Raw genomic sequence first — 18,933 nt, 5'->3', positions numbered from 1 at the left:
CCGTGTCATTGAAGGTTTTGCGGGACTGGGTGCCGGAGATCGCTGACCTTGCCAAATCGACGCGGGCCATGTCGGCCAATCATTCGAACTCCGCGGAGTTCTACCAGCAATTGGTGAAAGCCTCCGCTTGGCAGGGTGAAGCCGCGCAGGAAGCAGTGACGTCGATGCTGATGAGCGCTGCAGCGCACGATGTCAAGGCAGGGGACCTATCTACGGCGGCCGATGCGATGGACCGTGCGGAGCACGACGCGGAGGTGCTTGCCAACACTGTCAAAGCCATTCTCGATGACGCTGCTGCAGCGCCCGCCGTTGAAGTCGATCAGGCAACAGACCAGGTGATTGTCCCATCCAACTACGACGATCTTGACGACGAGACCAAGACGAGGGTGGCGGAGAAGATCGCTGACCTGGAGGCGCGGATCGCTGACGCGGAGGCCGAGGGCCAGCGCATTGACTCCGATTTGGCAAGCGCGATAGCAAAAGCGACGGGGCTGCCCGAACCTACGCGCACGCCGACGTCGTTAGCGGAGTTGCTCGGCGTGCCTACCGACGGGCCGCTGGCTCCTGGTGAAGTGCGGAATACGGGACCGGTCGCCGGCACCGACAACCCGGACGCGATCCCCGGAATTCGGGCTGCCGATCTGGGCGAGGTCATCACGCTGCCCAAGGGAAGAAGGTGGCGATTTTCGGTGATTCCTATGCCAACCCTGCGGTGGGCGGCCCCGGCAACGCGCATTACCCCTCGGTGGCGGTGCCCGTGACCTTCGACAAGAACGGCAAACCCCATTTCGGTCCGCCATTGACAGGAACAAATCTCAACAGCGGACTGCCGAACGAGTCGCCTGGCCCGAACACGCTGTTCCCGCTACCTGAAGAGGCCATTGCCGCTGGGGCGAATAACGCCCTGCCAGCTGGCAGCGTCACGGTCGGCAAGGACACCTACATGATGGTCGTCGGCACCAATACCCACGAAGGGCTGAACCCGAAGGGCGGCTCGTGGCTCGTCAAGGTCACCAACGATCCTGCTGGCGGCTGGCAACCGGTCGCGGGAAGCTATGAGAAGTGGACGCCAAACGGTGACCCCGGACCAGGTCATGCACCTGTGGGTACCAACACCTCTAGTCCACCAACGCAAATTAGTGGCTACCAGGGCACCGACGGCAAGGTCTACATCGCTGCTGATGCCTTCGATCGCAGCCAAGGTGTTTCCATGTATCGGGTTGATCCAGCAGACATCACCGACCGTTCAGCTTGGCAGCCCTATAACCCTGCCGAAAACACTTGGGGAGCGGCAGGGCAACCAGCCACTACGGCAATAACGCCGCCTGGCCAGACCTGGGGAGAACTGAGTTTCCGAGAAGTTGACGGACGTCCTGTGTTGGCGGGACCGAATTTCCACGATGGGAACCCGGAGAACTTCACCGTAGAGGTGCATGTCGGCGACAGCCCGACAAGCGTGATTGGAGCAAATCCAACTGTGGCGATGAGTAATGTCCCAGGGTCTCCGAACTTCGTGCCAGGCCCCTATGGCGGATATATCCTGCCCGGGTCGACTCTGACCGATCTCGGCGTATTCGGTAGCCAGTGGTACCAGCCCGGCAATGGGCCAGTGCACTATAACGTCCAGGATGTTCACGTTAATGTTGCACCAGGACATCGGTGAACCACAGCTTCACCGATCGAGATGGGAACGCGATGCTGATTCGCCTCATTGCGACGCTTATGTTCGTTGCAGCAACTGGACTGACTTCGGCGTGCACGGCTGCCGCAGACCCGCCTACGCCGGGCCCTGCGGTCCCTGGCAAACCGTTGGCGGCAGGTGATTTCCCCGATATGAGTTCGTTTACGGCCGCTAATCCTGAAGATTATGCAGTCCATTACGAGACTCCCGGAAGGCCGAACGCGGCAGCGACGGCGTACAACTTCACCACACCCGACGGGATCAGGTGTAGCTTCGATCGCTCGTCTGCAGCGGGCTGTACGGGCAATAACCTCCCAGCGCTTACTCCACTCGAATGTGATCCTGCGAAGCGGATGTACGGCGTAAATGCGATTAGTACTGGGAGGAATGTCTGGCAAACAAGCGACACCTCATGCGACAAACCCCCCACGGGCAAGGAGTTGCCACCGTTTCATACGTTGACTGTGTATGGCGTGACCTGCGGTGTGGACGACAAGGGCACCACTGCCTGTAAGGATCCTCAGGGGCGTGGGTTTGTGTTGTCACCGTCGTGGTCGGGTTGGATACCGAAGGTCTGAGTTAGCTGTAGCCGGAGTGGTGCAGCAGCCCTCACCGAGTGAGGAGCGCCGGCGTCAACGATCCCTGTGCCACCTGGCTGTCACTGGTGGTGATGGTCAGGCCTCGGTGGGCGGCCTGGGCCACGATCATGCGATCGAACGGGTCTTTGTGCTCCCAGTCGAGTTGGCCGGCCATGGTGGCATCGGCGGCGTTGATAACCACCTCGGTGGCGTTCATACCTGCCAGGACGTCGTCCCACGCGGATAACAGCGGGGTGCCGTTCAGCCGTCCGATTCTCGTCTTGATCGCCACCTCCCATGCTGATACGGCGGAAACCAACAGCTCATTGCCTTGATGTTCGAGTACCTTGCGCGCAGCGGATGTGATTCCTTCCGGTGTCGACGCAAGCCACAGTAACGCGTTGGTGTCCAACAGGATTGACGTCACGACGTGGGCATCCAGGCATCAAGCTCGTCGTCGGGAAGCGGTTCGTCAAAGTCGTCCGGAACGACGAGGTGTGGCAGTTGGCCGAACGTGCGCGGACGCGCAACTGTCGGTGCCAACACGGCGACCGGACGTCCGTGACTGGTGATGGTCACAGATCGGCCGGTCCGTTCGACCTCTGCCAGCAGCGCGTTCAGCCGAGCTTTTGCCTCGGTGCTGGTGACCGTCTTCATATCGCCAATGTAGGCCCTTTAGGTGGCCGGCGAAGACTGGTGGGCGTAGCGTGAGTAGCATGAGTAAACAGATCGATATCATTCGACTCACGTCGGCGAAAGATGACAAATCGATCCTCGTCGACGAGCAACAGGTCGCGTTCTCCGAACTTGTCCCGCAGATCAAAGAGCTCAACCCGGGCGCCAACGATGTGGTGATGGTGGCTGCCCTGGAGGCGGGGACGGCGGGACAGCTCACCCAGCTTCTGCAGTTGGTCACCAGCGAGAAGATTCAGACGGAGAACCTGGTCAACGCCATGTTCACCCGGCGCACGGTGTCGGTCCAGGCCGCCCAGCAGGCACAGAGAAATGCCGACGCGCGCCAGGAACTCATCGATGAGTTCGGCCTCTACAGTGGCGAGCGGGTTGCCGACCTGTCGGGTTCGCGAGCCCGCAATCGTTTCGCGACGGCCTCGCGTTGGCTCGCCGAGGGCCGCATCTTTGCCGTCGAGCATCTGGGCGCTCGCGCCTATCCCGCGTTCCAGTTCGGCACTGACGGGAATCCGAGGCCAGTCATCCAGCGGGTGTTGAAGGTGCTCGAACCCTACGGTTTGGATGGCTGGGAGACCGCGCTGTGGTTTACCTCGCGGACCGGTTGGCTCGACGACCGTAGGCCGGTCGATCTGCTGGTGGGGGCGGCCGACGATGTGGTGGTCGCTGCGGGCCATGCCTTCGACGGGGTCGGGGTGTAGCGGCCGGTGCGCGTGCCGGATGTGCCGAGGCGCTTACCGAAGCCTCGGGTGCACCCCTGGCCGGCCGGCCAACCAATCGTGCGGGTGCACGACATTCGAATGGGTGCTACCGAGTTCAACGGCAGCGAGGTTTCGCGACGCTTCCGCCCGATCTATCGTGAATCGGCTGTGGTGCCGACGCTCTACGGCGCGGACATGGACGCGGGAGCGTTGTCGGAGACGGTCCTCCATGACGTGCCCGTTCGTGGGGGCGGGCGCCGAATCCAGCGTAAAAATCTGGTGCACCAGGTGCTCTCGACCATCATTCCGACGATTCCACTGAACCTCGTCGAATTGCACGGCGCCGGCCTCCGACGACTGCAGATCACCCATGGCGAGTTGATCGAGTCGGGCGCCCGGCATTATCCCCGCACGGCGGAATGGAGCAGAGCGCTCTACGAGTACGGTGACGAGTTCCATGGATTAGCCTGGAGATCAAGGCAATTCAACGACTCGATCGCCGTGATGCTGTGGGGCGATCGGGTCAACCGGTTCGAGCACCTGCGCCCTGAACCTGACCAGCCGCCGCTGCCGCTTTTCCTCGGGGAGGGCTACGAACGGGTGATGCAGCTGGCCAACGACTTTGACATCACCGTCGTTGGGTGACCTACACCTGAAACGAGGCCGCGTCCAACTCGGCAATGGTCGAGGCTCCGACGGATTCTGCGAGTCGGATCGCAACCAGCGCGGCAGCGTGGGCATCGTCCCCGGCGTCATGATGCTTGCCCAGAACGACGCCGAGATGCGCACAAACCTGGGGCAGGGTGTACTTGGGAGCTGTATCAGCCGTTTCGCCCAGTCCCTCGTGCAGTGGTGGGGGATCGCTGGTCGAGACTGTCCGCAGGTGGCCAGTGCCTGCTCCAGAACTCCGATGTCGAAGACCGCATTATGTGCCACGATGGGCAGCCGTGTGCTGAGGCGTTCGAGCAGCTCGGGTACCCGCTCGGCGAATGTCGGCTGGTCGGCGACGGTTTCGGCGGTGATGCCGTGTACTCGGACGTTGTACGGGCCGAATTCCTCCAGCCCCGCCGGCGGCCGACACAACCACGATCCCTGGTCGGCTACGACGCCGTTACTTGCGGTCGCCCAGCCCTTCGCGCACACCGATGCATAGTTGGGGTTGGCGTTTCGAAATCGATTGCGACGAAATCTATGTGCCTGTTCTCCTGATCAGTTGTCGTGCCACGACAGAGTGGGCGACAGGCACGGCACATCCAATTCACCTGGGGCCGCGAGTACTGCTGACGGGGTTTCGCTGCGCAGGACGACGGGCATCGGGCGCGGCGTTACGTCCTCGTCGGCGAGGTAGTCACGGGACAGTCGGATTACCTCGATGCCGGACCAGGTGTCGGCCAGCTGGGAGACCCAGCCGGCGACGGCGATCGTCTCGCTGGTCAACGGGTCGTCGGCCACGCCTCGGGGAGGTGCCGGGAGGCTCGCCCAATCCAACGGTGCGGGCAGGCGCGGCCAGGTGATCGGAGCGCGCGGCTTACCGGCCTTGGTGAGCGACTCCTTGTGCCGCGCCTCCAATTTGTCGATGACGGCTTCGATCGCTTCGCGGGTGGCGTTGGCATCCAGCATGCCGGCGCTGTCGGGCGTGAGGTGGTCCAGGTCTTCGGGTAGGCGATCATCGAACGGCAGCAGATACCGCTGCTGGGAGAGCGCCGGAGCCACGGTGTCAACCCACGCCCCGCACAGCCGGCTCATGGGCCAGCTCGGGTCGATCACCACGTGCCAGATCGCGAGCCTGTCGCCCTGCTTGTTGATGAGCGCCACCACATCGGCATTGATCGTCATGGAACCCCTTGTGACATCATGAAGTCGAACCCTGAGGCGAACGCCGGCAGGGGTGGATCAAATCGGCTCTACGGGCCGCGTCAGTAGGTGGCCTGGTAGCTGGCGAAGAACCTCGCGAAGGTCGTCTCATCGACGACGGGGATGCCGTACTGCCGGGCTTTGACGGCCTTCCTGCTCAGGGAATCCGGGTCTGCGGTAACCACGAGTCGGGTCGACTTGCTGATCCCTCCGGTCGCAAGGCCTGCCGCGCAGATCTCGGCGACCCATTCGTCGCGGGGGCGGCTCATCTCGCCAGTGAAGACGACCCGGTCACCGGGGCGCAGCGCGAACCCGGGGGCGTCGGCGCCCATGTCGTTCGCGTTGTCCTTGGCCCAGTCCAACGCTTCATTGACGTAGGGCGCGCCGAGTCCCAATGCCGTTGCGACAGCATCTAACTCAGCACGTTCCTCATCGGTCACCACACCGTCGGCCAGCGCTTCGGTGGCCACAGCCCGCAGGTAGTCCTGGTGCAGCTGCGCGACGGTGCCGCGGGAGAGCCCGGCCTCCTCCGCGGTGGCGAGCAGCTGCTTGCCCTCGGATCGGGAGATGGTGCGGTCCAGCAGCGCGTTGTCCAACACCATCATGTAAGCGGCCTCGTTCTCGGGATTTCCGGGAATCCAGGCGGCCCGCAGCACCGACTTCAACCAGGAATGACCATCGGCGGCGGCATGGCCGCGACGAACTGCGCTCACCTGCATGGCCCGGCGTAACCGGGACGGCCAGGTGAACGTCGAACACCGCAGGTGATCGGCATGCCACTCCGGCGAAGTGCAACAGGTGCCGATCAGGTGTGACAGCAGTTCGGCTGTCGCGTGGGCATCACCCAGCGCGGAATGTGCGTCGACCAGCGAAATGCCGAGTGCCTCACAACAATGCGCGAGTTTGGCCGCGCCCATCATGCGGCCGGCCCACTTCATCGAGCACAATGCCTTCGGCCGTTCGGCAATGTCGTAGCGGGCCAGCTGCAGTTCGCGGTGCAGGAACCGCATGTCGAAGGAGGCATTGTGAGCGACCACGACCCGGCCGTCCAGCATGCCCAGGATGTGATCGCTGATATCGGCGAAGACCGGAGCTTCGGTGACATCGGCGGCCGCGATGCCGTGGATGTTCGTCGGCCCCAGATCGCGGTGGGGATTGACGAGGGTAGTCCACTCCTCCTCGATGCGGCCGGTGTCGTCGGTCAACACGATCCCGACCTCGACCACCCGATCCGTGCGCTCCGGCACGACGCCGGTTGTCTCGAAATCGATGACGGCGTACGGCATCAGAGTTCACCTCGGAAGGCGCGGGCTTGGAGCGAGGCGAAGAGTTCGTCGAGTACCTCCAACGCAGCAGTATGCTGGCTCTTTGCGACTCGAATCGCCTCCACGCGCTCCGCGTACTTCCCTTGATCGGATGCGGAAGGTATCAGTGTTCGAATGGTCTGGACTTCTTTGGCATTAATGTTCGCCATACCGACGATGCTCTTGCACATGCCACGCAGCGTGGCCTTGCCGTATGCGGAGTTCAATACTCCAGAAAGGTAGTCCGGTGAGAAGCCCTCTCGAACTCGTAGTCGGACAAGGTATCCGGCGTAGGCCAACGGGGCACTACCGTGGTAAACGGCAGTCTTGCCAACCAAGTCAGCGCTATTTGTGCGATTGAAGAGGACGTCGCCGCTACGTACTGTGTAGCGGTCGTACTTGTCGACTGGCAGATCCATGTACTTTAGGTCTTTTAGGTCAATCTCGCCGCTGTAGGTGATGTTGTTCATTCGCAGGACTGCAATGTCGCCCTGCTGTGAACTCTTCTCGCTCGTACCGTAATCAGTCGATTCAACGAGGTCTTTGACTGTTCCTGTCGGCAGTCCATGTGCGTTTGACGATGGATGGCCGAACATGTCGATGAACACCGACTCGCGGAGTGAATCGAAGGTCGACAGGACGTGACGGCGTCTGGAGCGTAGTGCGTCTGCGTGGTCGAGAATCGCGGCGATGCGGCGCTGCTCGTCGAGTGAGGGAAGGCTGATCTCAAAATCGAGGAGCTTGTCGATTGGGAAGTTGTCGGCGGTTGTTGCCCGCACCCAGCCCAGCACAGTTGGTTCTAACGCTTTCACAAGTCGTGCAAGGTACGGACCGTGAACTGCGTCGCCGGGGATAAGGCCTTTCATATCCTGGTTTAGCGTCACTGGCACGCCCGTCAGAGCCACCGGCAAGGTGTGCTTCAACACTCCCGAGCGGACGACGACGAGAACGGTATCCTTCGGTACAAGCTTCGCGGGTGAGTGCTGTAGGCCTTGCTGAGTCAATGTCACGAGTGAGCTCGTGATCACCTGTCGCTTCATATCTTTTGGGGTCACCCACGGTATGGGGCCACCGTAGTATTCGGGTGCCGATTTTCTCGGCGTACCACCTCCGACGACTGAAACGATCTTCCCTAACGCAACCATCTTCACGACAGCATCGCCTTCAACTCAGCCAGCCCAGCAGCGATCTCACCTTCGAGCTTCTCGATGTCGGCGATGATCTCCAGCGGCGGTCGGTGCTCGACCTCGTCGTGCACGATCTCCTTGTACCGGTTCAGCGACAGATCGTAGCCCTGGGCGGCGATGTCATCTTTTGGCACGCAGAAGGACTGCTCGGTGCGAGCTCGCTCCAGCTCCGAAGATCCGCGTAAAGCCCACCGTGACAGTGTGTCCGGTAGGTCGTTGGCCTCGACCGGATTGCGTTTGTCGTCCAACGAGAATCCGTCGGCGGTGACGTCGTAGAACCACACGTTCTCGGTGCCACCGGAGTTCGTCTTGGTGAACAGCAGGATCGCCGTCGACACGCCGGCGTAGGGACGGAACACCCCCGAGGGCAGCTTCACGATACCGTCGAGCTTCTGATCTTCGACAAGGACTCGTCGCAACTCTTTGTGCGCCTTGGACGACCCAAACAGCACCCCGTCGGGCACGATCACCGCGGCCCGTCCACCGGGCTTCAGCAGTTTGAGAAACAGTGCCACGAACAGCAACTCGGTCTTCTTGGTCTTGATGACCCGCTGCAGATCCTTGGAGGTGGACTCGTAGTCCAGCGACCCGGCAAACGGGGGATTGGCCAGGATCAGGGTGTACTTCTCCGCATCTTCAGAAGCCCCCTCGGACAGGGAATCCCGGTAGCGGATGTCGGGGGACTCGATGCCGTGCATCAGCATGTTCATCGACCCGATGCGCAGCATGGTGGAGTCGAAGTCGTAGCCGTGAAACATGCTGTTATGGAAGTGTTTCCGCTGAGCCGCGTCGGTCAGCACCGACTCGTGTGTCGAGCGCACATACTCCGACGCCGCCACCAGGAAGCCGGCGGTGCCGCAGGCCGGATCGCAGATCTCATCGGACGGCCCGGGCGCGGTCATACCCACCATCAGCTCGATGATGTGGCGCGGGGTGCGGAACTGCCCGTTCACCCCGGCGCTGGCGATCTTGGACAGGAGGTACTCGTACAGGTCACCGTTGGTGTCGCGGTCGGCCATCGGGAGGTCGTCGAGCATGTCGACGACCTTGGACAGCAGGGCCGGCGTCGGGATGGTGAACCGGGCGTCACGCATGTGCTCGGAGTACGTCGACCCGTCGCCGCCCAGCTCACGCAGGAACGGGAACACCTTGTCGCCGACGGTCGTGAACATCACCGCCGGCTCGGAGTTCTTGAACTGCGACCACCGCAACTGCTGCTGCTCCGGGGAAAACCGCAGCCCCTCGGACTTGCCGGTCACCCGGGCCTTGCGTTCGGCAAGGATCTCCAGATCGTCGAGACGGCGGATGAACAGCAGATAGGTGATCTGCTCGATCACCTCCAGGGGGTTGGATATACCGCCTGACCAGAAGGCGTCCCACACCCGGTCGACCTTGCTCTTCAGCTCACCCGTGATCACTGCACTGCCCCTTGCTGCCGTCAAGAACTGAACAGGACTGTATATACGACCCCGCCGACAAGTTGCGGGATATGGCGACGGCGCGCCGATGTCGGTGGCCTCTGTCATTCTGTTCGGCTCGCGACTGCGGGCAACCGATCAGAAGGAGGTCCATCATGAGCACGCCAACCCAGGTACGAATCGTGATGGCCGCTGTGGTCGCGGGTGTCTCGGCGGTGACGCTGGCCGCTCCCGCGCATGCCGACCAGTACGACTTCGTCGCTCAAATCGACAACCAGGGCGTGTACTACTCATCGATCACCGAGGTCATCGATCAGGGCAAGATGGCGTGCCGGCTGTTGCGCGGCGGTGCCGGTGTGCCGGCGGCCCTGAACTACGTGGCCCGCGGTGGTTACGCGGATTACGAGACCGTGATTGTCGTCGTGGCGGCCGCGCAGAACATGTGCCCTGACGTCACGCCGGTGCTGGCGGCCTACGCCAAAGCCAATGCGGGGCCGGTTGTGGGCGCCTGAGCATCTTCCGCCGAGGACAGGGTAACAATGACCATATTTCGCATCACACCCTCCAGCTATTTCGGCGACGCAGCCACGCTAGCGACCGCTGACCGAGATGGATTGCGATTGTTTGTGTCCGCGCTGCAGTCGGCGCAAATCACCGGAGTTGCATGTTTCGACAGCGAAGGCGTTCAGCATCGGATCGAGCAGCAAAGCGGCGCAGCAGTTTTAGAGGCAGCGCGCGACAGCGTAGTTTGGCGGCTCGACATCGAAAAGATTGAAGAGATTATCGACCTTGCTGAGTCGCTGATCGTCAGAGGCGCAGGGGGGCACCAATATGTTGATATCGACAGTCCGACGTCCACCTTGGTCATATCCGTCGATGAGCCCGGCTGACCCGCGCACGCCGACCAGCGCGATTTCTTCGCTTCTGCATCAAGGCACGATGGTGAACTGACCGCCTCCGATCGGCCGCAGAACTTCGAAATGCCGGCGGTCAAGAGTTGTGATGGTCTGTGTCCGGTATAGGTTTGCCAGCACCACGTTTGAGGCGTCCGCGACGCCGATCTGTTGATCAGGGTATTTCGTGACGATTGCGACGGCTCGCTCGAGCTGCTCGACGGCGAAATCTGCGAGTTGTCATGCACCGCGAGATAATTCGCTCAGGACGGCGAGCTCGGCATCCACTCCGATACGCGTGGCTACCAGGTAAACCAGCTCTGCAATCACATAAGGGGATACCACCAGAGGTTCGTTGCTGTTGTCGATGACCTTGGCCACCGCGGTGGTCAGGCTCATTCGAGTCGAAGTGCGCGAGCAGAGCGCTGGTGTCGACGATCACCGTTCGCCGAAACCATCCAATAGGTCGTCGGCGCGGCGGGCGATTGGTTCGGAACCGGAATAAAGACCACCCAGAGGGCGCGGCTTCGCTGCGATGACCCCGGCCCGGATGGACTCCCGGATGACTTCAGCTTCTGAGATACCACGCGCCTCGGCAGTGCGCTTCACCGCTGCTTTGAGGTCGCCAGGCAGATGGGCGGTGGTCTTTTCCACGAGACGTATCGTACGACCGGTGGTGTCATACGTGCAGTGAGCTGCGCGAGTCCGTCAGGCATGACGGGGAAGCATTGTGCCCGACGGGATGGTGACAGCCCAAGGGTGCCACGCCCAAATCGACGCCAGGGCTGCTCAATTCGCCAAAGGACGACCCTGGCGTCGAAAACGGCGCGCAGAGGCCAGCTGGCTAAGCGCAGGAGCAAGCCACCCAAGCCCAAACAAGCTCTACTTGTCGAACTTCCCGCTCAAATACTCAGCGCGGCAAGCATTTCGGGCCAGTTTGCCGCTGGTGGTCCGGGGGATCACCCCGGCGGCGACCATGCGCACGTCGGCCACCCGGATCTGGTGGTGGCGGGACACTGCGGCACGGATCGCCTCGACGATCGGGCCGGGCTCGGCCCGTCCGGCGCCCGCGGCCCGCTCGGCCACGATCACCAGTTCCTCGCCGCGCTCGCCGTTGATCGAGAACGCCGCGACGTAGCCCGAACGCACCGCGGGGGAGGCTGCGCTGACGGTGGTCTCGATGTCGGTGGGGTAGTGGTTGCGCCCGTCGATCAGGATCATGTCCTTGATCCGGCCGGTGAGGTAGAGCTCGCCGTCGATGTAGACCCCGAGGTCCCCGGTGGCCAGCCAGTAGCCGTTGTCCGGGACGCCGTCGGCATGGCTGCCGGTGGGGAGCCGGGTCTGCAGCTTGTTGCCGAACACCCGCTCGGTTTCCTCGGTGCGGCCGAAGTATCCGCGACCGACGTTGTTGCCGTGCAACCAGATCTCGCCGATGGTGCAGTCGGGTGCCTCGTCGCCGTCGGAGGTCGTGATCACGGCCCACTGGTTGGGGATCGGCTGCCCGCAGGACACGTGGGCCACTGCCCCCTCGGCAGTGGGCTCGACCGTGACTGCCCGGCCGGCGCTGAGCTGGTCGCGGTCCAGGTAGATCACGCTGGCAGCGGCCGACGGTGCGATCGAAGCCACCGACAGGGTGGCCTCGGCCATGCCGTAGGACGGTTTGATCGCGGTGGCGGGCAGTCCGTACGGGGCGAACGCGGAGGTGAACTTCTCGACGGAGGACATGGTCACCGGCTCGGATCCGTTGAGGAGCGTGACGACGTTGGTCATGTCCAGCGTCTCCCCCGCGGGCGGCAGGCCACGCTCGGACGCCAGCTCGAAGGCGAAGTTCGGGGCGGCGGCGAAGGTGCGACCGTGGGCAGCTTCTTCGGCCAGCCGCTTGATCCAGCGGTAGGGGCGGCGGACGAATGCCATCGGGTCCATCAGGCTGATGTGGCCACCGCACAGCGCCGGGAACATGATCATGATCAGACCCATGTCGTGGTACAGCGGCAGCCAGCTGACACTGCGGATGCCGGTGTCGAGGTCGCCGGCCAAGATCATCTGGATGACATTGGTACACACGTTGCGGTGGGTGATCTCCACGCCGGCCGGGGTGCGCGTCGACCCGGACGTGTACTGCAGGTAAGCGATGTCGTCGGAATCGACCGACGGGCTGACGTACATCTCGGCCAGCGTGTCCGGGACGGCGTCGACGGCGATCATGCGCGGCCGCTCGGCGGCGGGCAGCGTCTTGATGAAGTTACGGACGGATTCGGCCGCTGCGGTCGTGGTGAGCACCACGGTGGGCTTGGCATCGGCCAGCACTGCGGCCAGTCGCTCGGTATGCCCGGCCAGGGCCGGCGCGAACAGCGGGACGGCGACATTGCCGGCGTGCACCGCCGCGAAGAAGGCCGCGACGTATTCGACCCCCTGTGGAGCCAGGATCGCCACCCGGTCGCGGGGTTGGGTGACCTGCTGCAGTCGGGCGCCGACAGCGCACACCTGCGCCCAGAGGGCGTTCCAGCTGAGCTCGACGGCTTGGCCGTCGGGATTGCTCGAGTAGTCGAGGAACCGGTAGGACGGTTCGTCGCCGTAGATGAGCCGGTTGCGATCCAAGAATGAGGTGAGGGTGACGCCGTCGGGCACCACGATTGTGCCGTCGGCGCGCACGTAGTTCTCGATGCTCGACGCCGACGAATCAACACCACTGGTTGTCAATGGATCCCGACCCATACGGGCAAGACTAATAGTGCCTCTAAATATGGCTCGCAGCGCGGTTGGGTGGGAGTGGTCACCCAGTCCCGAGAAATGTGACCCAGATCTCTTTACCGCGGGCCGTCCACGGCGTAGGTGCCGGTGTCGTCGGTAAATTCCACGATCACCCGGCGCAGCGTGTCGTTCATCTCGACCGCGCACGTGAACGTCGCGCCCGCCCGTACGACGGGGTTCTGTCCGTCATTGCATGCCACCGCCACCACCCGGTTGGCGCCATATCCGTTGATCGGATCGGACAGGATCTGCGCCACCCCGGCCTCGGCCTGACGGACGTCCAGTCGGGTGCTGTTGACGTCCGAGCGGCTCCATGCCCACGCCCCGATACCGACCACGGCGAGCGTCACGACGACGGCAGCGCCGATGAGCAACCGCGGGTCCACCGGATTGGGGCCGGGCGTGGGATGGGGCTTCGACGGTCGCGGTGGCGGGGGCCGGTGCGGCGTCGGGGGTGACGGGTATCGCGTCGGCGGCGTACTCCAACCGGGCCGCGCCGGCGGGCCGGGCGGGTGATTGCCCGGCAGCGGCGCGCCGCCGGGCCGCGCCCACCACGGCTGTTCGGGACCGCTCATCGGCACTCCTCGTCTCGGCTGCGACGCGCGGGGACCGCCGGCAGCATCACGGGAACCTCTGGTAGCACTGTGCGGCATCGCCCTGCAGCCCGGACCGATAGGCCAGGATCCGGGTGAACCCGGCCGGCAGCACCCGGCCGTTGACGTCGCTGGCGGCCAGCCCGTTGGTGAGCAGGCCACTGATCGCCTCGTCGGTGTCGCCGGCCGACAGCGTGATCGACTGCCCGGGCTCGGCCATCCCGGCCTGGCCCACCCCGGTCAGGCAGCCCGTGCGCATGGCGGCCACCGCGGTGTCGAGCGTCAGGCCCTTCTCGTGTTGCACGGCCAGCGCGTACCGCGACGTCAGCACCGAGATCGCCGAGTTGTCGCCCTGTAGCAGCTCCTGCTCGTCGTTCTCGGTTCTGGCTTCTCCCAACGCTTTCAGGCCGGCCAGGTCGACCGAGATGGTATTGGTGGCCGGGCAGTAGGACGCCGGGGGTGAGGGGCCGGCGTCGGGGCAGGCGCTGGGTTCGGTGCTCAGGGTCGGCGGGTTGGCCGGAGCATAGATGCGCCGCAGCGATTGCATGACGGACTCCAGCAGGGCGGCGGTGATCGTGCTGTTGCCGCCCTGTGTGTCGCCGAAGAGGTCGAGGAACTTGGGCAGATCGCCGCGCCGCTTGGTGATCTCGGCGGAGTCCATCGCCGCGCACTGGTCCACGTTGCCGCTGAATCCGATCTGGAACGCGCTGACGCGGTCCAGTGCGGATCCGTGTTCGCCGCCGGTGAGCACGGCGTCGACCCGCGTCATCAGCGGATCGCGGATGTAGATCAGGCCGGCCAGCACGTGGTTGAGCCCGTCGCCGGTGCTCAGCTCGAACCGTGGTGAATGGCCGGCGGCCACCCACCGCAGGTACACCCCGGCCAGGCAGTCGGCCTGCTGCTCGGCCACCAGCACGGGGGTGGTGTCGTCGACGAGCCGGGCCTGTTGCTGCACCGCGTGGCCGTACTCGTGGGCCATCACGCCGACCACGCCCATCTGGCCGAAGTACTGTGCGGCAACAGGAATGGCCACGCCGCGGTCCCAGGCCATCACATCGCTCTTGAAACAGTAGAAGGCGTTGGTCAGCCCGACAGTGTTCTCACCGCACAGCTCGATCCCGGGCGAGGCATCGGAGTTGAACGACACCAGCCTCGAGACCGGGGTGAAGGTTCCCGGCAGTGAGCCGCCGGCGTAGTTCTGCGACCAGAAGTCCTCGATGTCGTCGATGGCGAGCAGGGCCAGGTCGTCGATCTGGCCGCCGTCGGTGTTCTCGGCCCGGCGCGCGGGTGCGGGTGCGTCAGATCGCTTTCCACTGTGCCCGTCGGTCACCGGCAGGCCGCCAACCCGGTCGGGGAGAAACAGCATCGAGGTGGCCCGGCCCTGGACCACGGGGGCGCTGCCACACCCGGCCAGCATCACGGCGCAACAGGCCAGACCGAGCCACCAGCGAAGTGCCGCCACCTGTTCCGCCTTCCGTGCGATACGCCCCAGCCAGTTTTACCTTCTGCCGCTGACGTCCGGTGCGGACTACTCGATGACCACCGGTGATGTCCGGCTCACAGCAGAGGTGCCGGTGTGCGAATAATCACGGTCCGACCGAGTTGCTACGACGTCGGCGGCGGGGCCACAATCGAGGAGGAAATCTGGAATCACTCCAGAAAAAACAACGAACGGATAGGTTGCAAATGGCACTTTTGTCGATTGGCTCGCAGTTCCCGGAATACGACCTGACGGCCGTGATTGGCGGAGATCTGTCCAAGGTCGACGCCAAGCAGCCCGATGACTATTTCACCCGCGTCACCAACAAGGACGACGAGGGTAAGTGGCGGATCATCTTCTTCTGGCCCAAGGACTTCACCTTCGTGTGCCCGACCGAGATCGCCGCATTCGGCAAGCTCAACGAGGACTTCGAGGATCGTGACGCCAAGGTTATCGGGGTTTCGGTGGACAACGAGTTCGTGCACTTCCAGTGGCGCGCGCAGCACGAGGATCTGAAGAAGCTGCCGTTCCCGATGGTCTCGGACCTCAAGCGTGAGCTCACTGCCGCGGCCGGCGTGCTCAACGCCGACGGCGTGGCCGACCGGGCCACCTTCATCGTCGACCCCAACAACGAGATCCAGTTCGTCTCGGTGACCGCGGGTTCGGTGGGCCGCAATGTCGACGAGGTGCTGCGGGTGCTCGACGCCTTGCAGTCCGACGAGTTGTGCGCCTGCAACTGGAAGAAGGGCGACCCGACGCTGAACGCCGGCGAGTTGCTGTCCGAGGCGGTCTAGTCATGAGCGTCGACAAGATCAAGGAAGCGCTTCCGGAGTACGCGAAGGACCTCAAGCTCAACTTCGGCAGCATCGTCAAGTCCACCGAGCTCACCGAGCAGCAGCTGTGGGGCGCGCTGGTCGCCACGGCCGCGGCCACCAAGTCGCAGCAACTGCTGAAGGAGATCGCCGAGGACGCTCTCGACGTGCTGAGCGAGGAGGCTTACCACGCCGCCCTCGGTGCTGCCTCGATCATGGGGATGAACAACGTCTTCTACCGCACCAAGGGCCAGCTCGACGGTCGCTACGACGACCTGCGGGCCGGGCTGCGGATGAACATCATCGCCAATCCGGGTGTGCCCAAGGAGGACTTCGAGCTGTGGTCGCTGGCGGTATCGGCGATCAACGGCTGCTCGCACTGCCTCTCGGCACACGAGACGGTGCTGCGCGACGCCGACGTATCCCGCACCGCGATCTTCGAAGCCATCCGGTTGGCGTCGATCGTGTCCGGGGTGGCCCAGGCGCTGCTCACCGCGGACACGCTCGCGGCTGTGTGACGCACAAGCCCCCAGAAAGGGGCTTATGCGCATAACCCAACAGATAAACTCGCCTCTCGAGATCCGAGAGGCGAGTTTTCTGTTGATGGAGCATTCCCGCACCCCCCGTGTCGATCCCACCGTGCGCAAGGCGATCGTCGGTGCGTCGATCGGCAATGCGGTGGAATGGTTCGACTTCGCCATCTACGGATTTCTGGCCACCTATATCGCCGCCAACTTCTTCCCGGCCGGGAACGAAACCGCCGCGCTGCTCAACACTTTCGCAATCTTCGCGGCCGCGTTCTTCATGCGTCCGCTGGGTGGATTCGTGTTCGGGCCCCTGGGTGACCGGTTGGGCCGGCAGCGGGTCCTTTCGGTGGTGATCCTGCTGATGTCGGCGGCCACCCTGGGGATCGGCCTGCTTCCCACCTACGCCGGCATCGGGGTGGCCGCGCCACTGTTGCTGCTCCTGCTGCGGTGTCTGCAGGGCTTCTCGGCCGGCGGCGAATATGGCGGTGGCGCCGTGTATCTCGCCGAGTATTCGACGACGCGGCGGCGCGGTCTGACCGTGACGTTCATCGCGTGGTCGGGGGTGCTCGGCTTCCTGCTGGGGTCGATCACCGTCACCCTGCTGCAGGCGCTGCTGCCGCCCGAGGCAATGGAGAGCTACGGCTGGCGCATCCCGTTCCTGGTGGCCGCCCCACTGGGACTGGTCGGCCTCTACATCCGGCTGCGGCTCGACGACACGCCGGAATTCGCCAAACTCGACGAGGCCGACCGGGTGGCCACCTCACCGCTGCGGGAAGCAGTCGGTACGGCGCGCCGCGCCATCCTGCAGGTCGTCGGCATGTTCATCGTGTTCAACGTCGGCTATTACGTCGTCTTCACCTTCCTGCCGACGTACTTCATCAAGGCGCTGCAGTTCAGCAAGACCCAGGCGTTCGTCTCGATCACCCTGGCCAGCCTCGTGGCATTGCTCCTCATCCTGCCGCTGGCCGCGCTTTCGGACCGGATCGGCCGCAAGCCGTTGTTGATCGCCGGGGCGGTCGGCTTCGCAGTGGGCGCGTATCCGTTGTTCCTGCTGATGAATTCGGGCTCGGTGACGGCAGCGATCATCGGCCACTGCCTGCTGGCCGCGATCGAATCGGTGTACGTGGCGACCGCGGTCACCGCCGGTGTCGAACTGTTCGCCACCCGGGTGCGCTACAGCGGCTTCTCGATCGGCTACAACATCGCGGTGGCGGTGTTCGGAGGGACCACACCGTATGTGGTCACCTGGCTCACCGCGGCGACCGGCAACAACCTGGCACCCGCGCTGTATCTCGCTGTCGCCGGTGTGGTCTCGGTGGTCACCGTCCTGACCTTGCGGGAGAGCGCGGGGCAGCCGCTGGGCGGTGGAGAGCAACCAAATGACCAGCAACGTGTCACGATGACACCGTGAGCGCTGCAAAAGGACGTCCGGCCAGGTCGACAGAAGGCCGCCCGGCCAGGTCGAACGTCGGGCTCCGCCCGACGAAAGCCGACGTGGCCAGGCTCGCCAACGTCTCCACGGCGACCGTGAGCTACGTTCTCAACAACGTTGAAGGTCAACGTATCTCGGAGCAGACCCAGGCCGCGGTGCGCAAGGCGGCCGCCGAGCTCGGTTACCGGCCCAACCTGGCGGCCCGAAACCTCGCGGTCGGCGGCAGCGGTGTGGTGCTCTACATCGTGCCGCGGACGGACCTCGGAGAACTTCCACTGGAGGTCGGCAGTCGTCTCACCACCGCGCTCGGTCGCCACGGCATCGTTTTGTCGATGCAGCTCGAGACAGATGACGGTCAGAACATCGTCGACGCGATGGCGAGTCTCAATCCGGTGGCCGTTGCCGGCGTGTTCCCGCTCACCGGTGCTGCCGCGGCGGCGGTGGAGGCGGCGAAAATCCCGCAGATCTATCTGGGTAGCGAGAAGCTACGCGCGCTCGGGTCGTTGCATCTGACCGTCGGAGCGATGCGGGTGGAGCACCTGATGTCGCGCGGCCACACGCGGCTGGGCTTCGCCTATTCCGGTGCCGAGGTACTGCGGCCGCTCGGTGACTACTGGTTGTCGGGTCTGCGGGTGGCCGCCGACGCGCAGGGCCTGCCCGAGATCGAGGTCGACAGTGTCGGTACCGACGGATCCGACGCGGCCGCGGTCGTGTCGAAATGGGTGTCGGCGGGCGTGACGGCCGTGTGTGCGCAAAGCGACGAGACGGCGTTCGTGGTCCTGCACGGGATACGCCAGGCCGGCTTGCGTTGCCCGGATGACCTCGCGGTCATGGGGGTCGATGCGATACCGCTGGGGGCGGTGAGTTCCCCACCCCTGACCTCCGTGGTGTTCGACGCCAAGACAATTGTCGATGCCGCGGTCCCGGCCATGATGGCCGAACTCGGATATCCCACGGCCGCCGACGTCGAGGGCAGTGACCCGGCCACGCTCATCGTGCGTGAGAGCACCTGAGCGTTACCCGTGAACAGCTGAC

At 64.1% G+C, this 18,933-nt stretch carries 21 protein-coding genes and 1 pseudogene; 10 read left to right on the top strand and 12 right to left on the bottom strand.

Annotated elements, in window-relative coordinates; translation table 11 throughout:
- Positions 1–2: 2 nt before the first annotated feature.
- Positions 3–761, top strand: coding sequence for a hypothetical protein (locus tag FR943_RS26495; RefSeq protein ID WP_246585127.1), 759 nt, complete (start codon positions 3–5; stop codon positions 759–761).
- Positions 677–1,663, top strand: a complete 987-nt coding sequence (locus FR943_RS26490; RefSeq protein WP_308170609.1) for a DUF4185 domain-containing protein — start codon at positions 677–679, stop codon at positions 1,661–1,663. The genes FR943_RS26495 and FR943_RS26490 overlap by 85 nt, the downstream gene beginning before the upstream one ends.
- 627 nt (positions 1,664–2,290) lie before the next feature.
- Here the strand turns inward: FR943_RS26490 and FR943_RS19625 are convergent.
- Together FR943_RS19625 and FR943_RS19620 are read right to left on the bottom strand one after the other, a co-directional pair.
- Entirely contained in the window at positions 2,291–2,686 is a 396-nt protein-coding gene (locus FR943_RS19625; protein ID WP_217159907.1) for a type II toxin-antitoxin system VapC family toxin, read from the bottom strand.
- Positions 2,683–2,916, bottom strand: a complete 234-nt coding sequence (locus tag FR943_RS19620; protein ID WP_217159906.1) for a type II toxin-antitoxin system Phd/YefM family antitoxin — start codon at positions 2,914–2,916, stop codon at positions 2,683–2,685. Before FR943_RS19620 ends, FR943_RS19625 begins: the two co-directional genes overlap by 4 nt.
- Before the next feature lie 59 nt (positions 2,917–2,975).
- Here FR943_RS19620 and FR943_RS19615 point away from each other — a divergent pair, with 59 nt between their 5' ends.
- Positions 2,976–3,647, top strand: a complete 672-nt coding sequence (locus FR943_RS19615) for a hypothetical protein (RefSeq protein WP_217159905.1) — start codon at positions 2,976–2,978, stop codon at positions 3,645–3,647.
- A 6-nt stretch (positions 3,648–3,653) separates the two neighbouring features.
- Positions 3,654–4,205, top strand: a pseudogene (locus FR943_RS26485) (RES family NAD+ phosphorylase); the annotation flags it as partial.
- Here FR943_RS26485 and FR943_RS26885 read toward each other — a convergent pair.
- The 5 genes from FR943_RS26885 to FR943_RS19590 form a co-directional block, all read right to left on the bottom strand.
- Positions 4,122–4,790, bottom strand: a complete 669-nt coding sequence (locus tag FR943_RS26885) for an exonuclease domain-containing protein (protein ID WP_217159904.1) — start codon at positions 4,788–4,790, stop codon at positions 4,122–4,124. The pseudogene FR943_RS26485 and the gene FR943_RS26885 sit on opposite strands and share 84 nt — an antisense overlap.
- 66 nt (positions 4,791–4,856) lie before the next feature.
- Positions 4,857–5,483, bottom strand: a complete 627-nt coding sequence (locus tag FR943_RS19605; protein WP_217159903.1) for a hypothetical protein — start codon at positions 5,481–5,483, stop codon at positions 4,857–4,859.
- 80 nt (positions 5,484–5,563) lie between these two features.
- The gene (locus FR943_RS19600; protein WP_217159902.1) at positions 5,564–6,787 is read right to left on the bottom strand and encodes an exonuclease domain-containing protein; all 1,224 of its coding nucleotides are present in this window, start codon (positions 6,785–6,787) and stop codon (positions 5,564–5,566) included.
- On the bottom strand, positions 6,787–7,950 hold the full coding sequence (locus FR943_RS19595) for a restriction endonuclease subunit S (protein WP_246585144.1): 1,164 nt from the start codon (positions 7,948–7,950) through the stop codon (positions 6,787–6,789). Before FR943_RS19595 ends, FR943_RS19600 begins: the two co-directional genes overlap by 1 nt.
- Before the next feature lie 2 nt (positions 7,951–7,952).
- On the bottom strand, positions 7,953–9,410 hold the full coding sequence (locus FR943_RS19590; RefSeq protein ID WP_217159900.1) for a type I restriction-modification system subunit M: 1,458 nt from the start codon (positions 9,408–9,410) through the stop codon (positions 7,953–7,955).
- Between the two features lie 155 nt (positions 9,411–9,565).
- Here FR943_RS19590 and FR943_RS19585 point away from each other — a divergent pair, with 155 nt between their 5' ends.
- Both FR943_RS19585 and FR943_RS19580 read left to right on the top strand, forming a co-directional pair.
- Positions 9,566–9,922 (top strand): DUF732 domain-containing protein, encoded by a 357-nt coding sequence (locus FR943_RS19585; protein ID WP_217159899.1) that lies wholly within the window; start codon positions 9,566–9,568, stop codon positions 9,920–9,922.
- A 27-nt stretch (positions 9,923–9,949) separates the two neighbouring features.
- Positions 9,950–10,300 (top strand): hypothetical protein, encoded by a 351-nt coding sequence (locus tag FR943_RS19580; protein ID WP_217159898.1) that lies wholly within the window; start codon positions 9,950–9,952, stop codon positions 10,298–10,300.
- A gap of 243 nt (positions 10,301–10,543) precedes the next feature.
- Here the strand turns inward: FR943_RS19580 and FR943_RS26695 are convergent, their stop codons facing one another.
- The 5 genes from FR943_RS26695 to FR943_RS19555 form a co-directional block, all read right to left on the bottom strand.
- Complete coding sequence (locus FR943_RS26695) at positions 10,544–10,702, bottom strand: PIN domain-containing protein (protein WP_275957469.1); 159 nt, start codon at positions 10,700–10,702, stop codon at positions 10,544–10,546.
- Positions 10,703–10,741: 39 nt separating this feature from the next.
- Positions 10,742–10,957, bottom strand: coding sequence for a ribbon-helix-helix domain-containing protein (locus FR943_RS19570; protein WP_217159897.1), 216 nt, complete (start codon positions 10,955–10,957; stop codon positions 10,742–10,744).
- A 228-nt stretch (positions 10,958–11,185) separates the two neighbouring features.
- A complete protein-coding gene (locus FR943_RS19565) occupies positions 11,186–13,018 on the bottom strand; it encodes a fatty acyl-AMP ligase (protein ID WP_217159896.1) in 1,833 nt (610 codons plus the stop codon).
- 92 nt (positions 13,019–13,110) lie between these two features.
- Positions 13,111–13,629, bottom strand: coding sequence for a DUF4333 domain-containing protein (locus FR943_RS26480; protein ID WP_246585125.1), 519 nt, complete (start codon positions 13,627–13,629; stop codon positions 13,111–13,113).
- Between the two features lie 46 nt (positions 13,630–13,675).
- Positions 13,676–15,064 (bottom strand): neutral zinc metallopeptidase, encoded by a 1,389-nt coding sequence (locus FR943_RS19555; protein WP_217159975.1) that lies wholly within the window; start codon positions 15,062–15,064, stop codon positions 13,676–13,678.
- Positions 15,065–15,333: 269 nt separating this feature from the next.
- Here FR943_RS19555 and FR943_RS19550 point away from each other — a divergent pair, with 269 nt between their 5' ends.
- From FR943_RS19550 to FR943_RS19535, 4 genes are all read left to right on the top strand, one after another.
- Positions 15,334–15,921, top strand: a complete 588-nt coding sequence (locus tag FR943_RS19550; RefSeq protein ID WP_055116075.1) for a peroxiredoxin — start codon at positions 15,334–15,336, stop codon at positions 15,919–15,921.
- 2 nt (positions 15,922–15,923) lie between these two features.
- A complete protein-coding gene (ahpD, locus tag FR943_RS19545) occupies positions 15,924–16,457 on the top strand; it encodes an alkyl hydroperoxide reductase AhpD (RefSeq protein WP_217159895.1) in 534 nt (177 codons plus the stop codon).
- A gap of 85 nt (positions 16,458–16,542) precedes the next feature.
- On the top strand, positions 16,543–17,877 hold the full coding sequence (locus FR943_RS19540; protein WP_217159894.1) for an MFS transporter: 1,335 nt from the start codon (positions 16,543–16,545) through the stop codon (positions 17,875–17,877).
- An 83-nt stretch (positions 17,878–17,960) separates the two neighbouring features.
- A complete protein-coding gene (locus FR943_RS19535; protein WP_217159974.1) occupies positions 17,961–18,911 on the top strand; it encodes a LacI family DNA-binding transcriptional regulator in 951 nt (316 codons plus the stop codon).
- Positions 18,912–18,933: the final 22 nt, after the last annotated feature.

Origin of the sequence: [Mycobacterium] fortunisiensis, from assembly GCF_019050325.1 — a bacterium.
Lineage (GTDB): Bacteria > Actinomycetota > Actinomycetes > Mycobacteriales > Mycobacteriaceae > Mycobacterium > Mycobacterium fortunisiensis.
Note: the sequence above shows the minus strand (reverse complement) of the source record. Positions and strands in the feature narration are given on the sequence as shown.